This is a genomic window from Protofrankia sp. CiP1_Cm_nod2 (genome assembly GCF_920664355.1).
Classification (GTDB): Bacteria; Actinomycetota; Actinomycetes; order Frankiales; family Frankiaceae; genus Protofrankia.
Map to the genome: position 1 here is coordinate 1 of NZ_CAKKTL010000070.1, position 5,282 is coordinate 5,282.

At 73.2% G+C, this 5,282-nt stretch carries 4 protein-coding genes; 1 reads left to right on the plus strand and 3 read right to left on the minus strand.

The genetic code is table 11. The features are described from left to right. Together NBW84_RS10225 and NBW84_RS10230 are read right to left on the minus strand one after the other, a co-directional pair. Window positions 1-1,945: HelD family protein (locus NBW84_RS10225; RefSeq protein ID WP_250283953.1), on the minus strand; the 1,945-nt coding region annotated here is incomplete at its 3' end. A 242-nt stretch (window positions 1,946-2,187) separates the two neighbouring features. Continuing rightward, complete coding sequence (locus NBW84_RS10230) at window positions 2,188-2,760, minus strand: hypothetical protein (protein WP_250283955.1); 573 nt, start codon at window positions 2,758-2,760, stop codon at window positions 2,188-2,190. A gap of 323 nt (window positions 2,761-3,083) precedes the next feature. Here NBW84_RS10230 and NBW84_RS10235 point away from each other — a divergent pair, with 323 nt between their 5' ends. Then, window positions 3,084-3,809, plus strand: coding sequence for a tyrosine-protein phosphatase (locus NBW84_RS10235; RefSeq protein WP_250283957.1), 726 nt, complete (start codon window positions 3,084-3,086; stop codon window positions 3,807-3,809). 172 nt (window positions 3,810-3,981) lie between these two features. Here the strand turns inward: NBW84_RS10235 and NBW84_RS10240 are convergent, their stop codons facing one another. Beyond that, entirely contained in the window at window positions 3,982-5,088 is a 1,107-nt protein-coding gene (locus tag NBW84_RS10240) for a methyltransferase domain-containing protein (RefSeq protein WP_250283959.1), read from the minus strand. Window positions 5,089-5,282 lie beyond the last annotated feature (194 nt).

Genomic DNA, 5,282 nt, shown 5'->3' on the forward strand with positions numbered 1-5,282 from the left:
GCGCCCACGCTGCGGCCGTGGCGGCCAGCGCGTCGCCACCGGGCCGGTCGGCGTCGACGGCCACCGCCGTCGGCCGCGCTCCGGTGGCCCGCACGGAGCGCGGCGGCCTGGCCGAGGGGTCCTGCGCGGCGAGGACGTCAGCCGCCACATCCATGATCTCCATGGGTGTGCGGTAGCTGACGCTGAGCCGTTCCAGCCGCCAGCGATCGCCGATGTGCGGGGCCAGCGCCTCGGCCCAGCAGCCCGCCGCGGCCGGGCCCGAAGCCTGGGCGAGATCACCGACCAGGGTGGCCGAGCGCATCGGGCAGCGCCGCCACAGCAGCCGCCACAGCATCGGTGACACTTCCTGCGCCTCGTCGACGATGAGATGGCCGAAGGCCCACGACCGGTCGCCGCTGGCATGCTCCACGGCGCTGCGCCGCCGGTGGGGGCCGTACCAGCGCTCGGTCATGCCCGCGGCCATCGTCTCCACGTCGACGGTCCCGGTCAGGCCGAGCCCGTCGAGGACCTCGCGGGCGTACTCCCGCTCGGCCTGCCGCTCCCGCTCGACCGCCCGCTCGGCCGGCCGCGCGGTGTCGACGTCCGGATCCCCCAGCAGTTCGGCGGCCTCGTCCAGCAGCGGTACGTCCGCCGGCGTCCACGGGGCGTCGGCCGGCCGGCACAGCAGGTGACGCTCGTGAGCGGTCAGCTGTGCCGCGCGCGCCGCCGAGGCGAGCCGGGGCGGCTCGGCGAACAGGTCGGCGAGCAGACGCTGCGGGGTCAGCCGTGGCCACAGCGCGTCGAAGACCGCCCGCACCGCCGGGTCGGCGCGCACGTACCCGGCGATCTCCTGGCGTTCGTCGTCGTCGAGCAGGCCACCGGGGAGATTCGCGATCACCTGGTCGGTGAGTCCGGCCGTCAGTTCGCGGACGAAGATCCGCCGGGCCGGGTTGTGCGGGCGGCGGCTGCGCCGGGCCCGGGCCCGGGCGTTCTCCACGAACCGCCGGGACAGGCGGAGCACGGCGCCGTCGTAGCGGACCTCCACCCCCTCCGCGGGAACGTGCTGGCGGTTCTTCACCGCCTCGGCCACCAGCGTCGCCATCCGCAGGTCACCCTTGAGCGTGCTGACGCGGGCGTCCTCGTCCCCGGTGGCGTCGACGCCGGGGAACAGCCGCCCCGGGGTCGCGAAGACCACGCCTGTCTCGCCGAGGGAGGGCAGCACCTGCTCGATGTAGCGCAGGAACACCGGGCTCGGGCCGACCACCAGCACACCGGAGCGGACGAGCCGCTCCCGCTCGGTGTACAGCAGGTAGGCGGCCCGGTGCAGGGCCACCGCGGTCTTGCCCGTACCCGGCCCGCCGTCGACGACCAGGACGGATCCGGCGCCGGCGCGGATCACCCTGTCCTGTTCGGCCTGCAGCGTCGCGACGATGTCGTGCATGTGGCCCGAGCGGGGCGCGGACAACGCCTCCAGCAACGGGGTGTCCCCGCTCGCGCCGGCCACCTGGGCGGCGTCGGCGGCGGTGGGGTCGAGCACGTCGTCGGTGAAGCCGCGCAGCTCGCGCCCTTTGGCCCGCAGGTGGCGGCGCCGCAGCAGGCCGTGCGGGTCGGCGAGGGTCGCCCGGTAGAAGGCGGTGGCCACCGGGGCCCGCCAGTCGATCAGGATCGGCTCGTGCTCGGCGTCCGACAGACCGATCCGGCCGATGTAGACGCGCTGGTGGCCGGTGCGGTCCATGGCACCGAAGCACAGCCGTTCCTCGGCGGCGTCGAACCGGTCGATCCGGTCGCAGTACGCGTCGGCGAAGGCCTCCCGCTCCACCCGGGACTGCGGTGTGCCGGTGCCCGCCGTCACCAGCACCGCGCGCAGCTGCTCACGGGCCTGGTCGCGCAGGTCGTCCAGCCGGTTGTACAGGATGTCGACATACGCCTGCTCGCGCGCGAGTTCGTACTCGTACGTCGTCGGCACCTGCGATCCTTCCGGTTTGTAGACGGTGGGCACGCCCGGCCCCGCGGCCGGGTCCCCGACCGGCAGCCGCTGGCCGACGTCCGCTGGCGGGCGTCCGCTGGCCGGCATCCACCGGCCGGCACCCGCATGTGGAGCGCGAGCGGAACGGAAGATAGATTCTACGCCAGGTGCCCCACCAGCACCCGGTGGGCCAGCGGAGTTCTGCCCGCTGTCGCTCGGCTGGTGCGTCGACGTCCGGCACCTCACGCTGGTCGCGCAACGTACGCCTGTGTGACGATGTGCTCCTGTCCGACGGCGATGTGCTCCTGTCCTGCGACGTGTGCCTGTTCGGCGATGTGCACCTGTTCGGCGATGTGCACCTGTTCGGACGGCACGCCGCAGAGCAGCGCCGCGTCCCGGACGGCCTGCGTCCACGCGCGCGGGCCACAGACGAACACGTCGTGGTCGACGATCTCGGGGACGATCTGGCGCAGCGCGACGTCGTCGAGCAGGGCGGAGAAGCGTTCCGGCAGCCACGACAGGCGGTCCGGGCAACGGTGCCCGGGCAGGTAGATCACCCGGATCCCGCGCAGCACGGCCAGCATGTCCAGCTCGTAACGGAAGGCCGAGCTCTCCTCGGTCATGGCCCGGTAGACCAGCACGGCATCGGCGGGGGAGCGCCCCAGCCCGTCGAGAAGCGTCCTGATCGGGCCGATGCCGACGCCGCACGCCATCACGGTCAGCCCTCGTGGCCGGCGGCCGGCGTCCACGGACGGGTCGACGCCCGTGCCCGGGGCCAGCGTCGCCACCGCAAGATCCAGCGTTGTCGCGATCATGATGTCGTCCTCCATCGGCTCAAGAGGCCCAGGGCCTGTCCCCGGGCACCTACCGGAGCAGGCCGCGGGCACGCGGGGAAGCGCGTGGCCACGGCTGGCGGCTCCCGTGCCCGCCAGCGGTCCTGCTGGTCCCTGCTGGTCTGGTCGGCCGCGCCGGTCCCGCCTCGCGGGGCCTGCGCGGGTGCTTCACCGTCCACGGTGGGCCGGCGGACTTCACCGTTGCTGAATCCAACCTGTGAGGTTGCTGGGAGTTCACTTCGCCGTCAGCGGAGGTGGATGTGCTCAGATAGAGCAACATCGGACGATCAACACGGAGCGGGCATATGAACGGTGAGACGACTGCCGATCAGTTGGTGAACCTGCGTGACCTGGGTGGGCTGCCCACCAGCGACGGCGGGCTGACCCGGGCCGGTGTGCTCTACCGCAGCGAGGCTCCCCTGCACGGTGACCGGCCGCCGCCGAACGGTCTCGCATGGCCGCCCCGCACGGTCGTCGACCTGCGCTCGCCGGTCGAGCAGGACGGCCCGCACCCGCTGGCCTCGGCGGCGACCGGCATCCACCTGATCCCGCTGCTGGGCGACGTCGATCCCCACGACCCGTCCTCCCGGACCGCCACGGCGCTCGCCGGCGGTCTGCGCACGCTCTACCAGTCGATCATTGTCTCCGCCGGCTCGCTGGTGGTCGGCATCCTTCATCTCGCGGCTCGGACACCCGCGCCGCTGCTCGTCCACTGCGCGGCCGGGAAGGACCGGACCGGCCTTGTCGTGGCGGTGCTGCTGCGTGCCGCGGGCGTCCGGGCGGACGCGGTGCTCGCGGACTACGCGATCACGGCCACGAACATGCCCGCGGTGCTGCGACGGATGGGTGACAGCCCGCTGCTGCCGGGCGGTGGGCAGAACGCGCGGGATCTGGCCAGGACGTCGTCCTCGGCCGTCGAGCAGGTGCTGGGCGTCATCGACGGCCACGACGGCGGCGTGGTGGGCTGGCTGGCCGCCAACGGCGCGGATCCGGACGCGGTATCCGCCTGGAAGTCCCGCCTGGTGGCCTGACCCGTTCCGTTCTGTTCCGTCCCGTTCGCCGTCCGGACCCGGTCCCGTCCCGTCCGGGCTCGGTCCTGTCCCGTCCGGACCCGGCACAGCCGGTCTCACGGAAACGGTCCCACGGAAATCCGCGACGTGTTCCGGCGCCCTGTTTCCCGTCCTTGTCGGTTTTTCTTGACGGTCACCGCTTTTCTTGACGGCCACCGCGGAATGGTGGCGGGCCCACGTGGTGAACCGTCTGTCCGGGGCAGGGAGCGTGGATCTCGACGGTGAAGGACGCGGTCGGCCGGGCGCCACGCGGCCAGCTGGCCTCGATGGCCGCGCGGACCTCCGGTGCCCGCCGGTGGTGGGCGGTGGGCCCCATCATCACCAGGTTCAACAGGTCGTCCGGGGACAGGGAGAGCTCGAGGTCCATGGCCAGCCGGTCCTGTTGGACGAAAAATCCGGCCAGTTTCGCGCGCAGCCGCTCGGATTTTCTCTCGTCCACGGTGACCAGGCCGAGCGGGCCCACGATCTCGCCAAGATGGCGGACGGTGGGTGTCACGATGGCCAGCCGTCCGTCCGGGCGCAGGACGCGGTGCATTTCCGCGGCATTTCGCGGTGCAAAGACGTCGAGAACAAGTGCTGCCGTCGCGGTCCGGATGGGCAGTGGGCCGCGTACGTCCGTGCCGATGGCGCCGATGCGCGGATGTGCCCGGGCCGCCCGTCGCAGCGCGTAACGTGACGCGTCCACCGCGATACCGGCCGCGCCCGGAGCGGACCGGAGCAGGCGCGCCAGGTAGTAGCCGGTACCGGCGCCGACATCGACGACGACCGGCGCGCCGCCGGACGTACCGCTGCCCCCGCTCTCGCTCCCGCCCTGGGCCGGGCCGCTGTCCTGGGACGTGCCGCTGACCGCCTGACGACCGTGGCCGCCGGCGGCGAGCGCGCCCGCAAGCCTGTTCGCGGGCTGGTCCGTGAGTGCGCCGGCAAGCCTGCCGGTGAGCTCGCCGGTGAGCCTGCCAGCGAGTCCGCCGGTGAGTCCGCCGGTGAGCTCGGCGGCGAGCCTGTCGGCGAGCCGGTCGGCAAGTGCGGTGTAGTGGCCGGCGCCAAGGAAGGCCTCCCGCGCCCGCACCATGTCCGCGCTGTCACCGGGGAGAGCCTTCGCCCGCCCGGCGGTGAGCGTCAGGTAGCCCGCCCGGGCGAGGTCGTAGCTGTGGCCCGCCGGACAGTGGACCCGCCCCGGCCCGGCGGTCAGCCCCTGGTGACATGTCGGGCATGTGAGATGGGCAAGAACGGTATGAATCACGCCGAGCCCGCCGTCATCATCGGCCGCATGGTAACGACAGTACGTGCCCGGTGAGCAGGGACGATCGAACGCCGGCCCGGTGGTGTCAGGCAGCGGGTGCCCGAAGCGGCAGGGGCGCCGGAGCGGTAGGAGGCCGGGGCCTGCACCGGCGCCGGAGCGGTACGGGCGCCAGACCGGTACGGGCGCCGGGAACA

What these genes read in the sequence shown, in the direction of transcription:
- NBW84_RS10230 (WP_250283955.1), bottom strand. Translation starts at nt 2,760, where the DNA reads ATGATCGCGACAACGCTGGATCTTGCGGTGGCGACGCTGGCCCCGGGC.
- NBW84_RS10235 (WP_250283957.1), top strand. Translation starts at nt 3,084, where the DNA reads ATGAACGGTGAGACGACTGCCGATCAGTTGGTGAACCTGCGTGACCTG.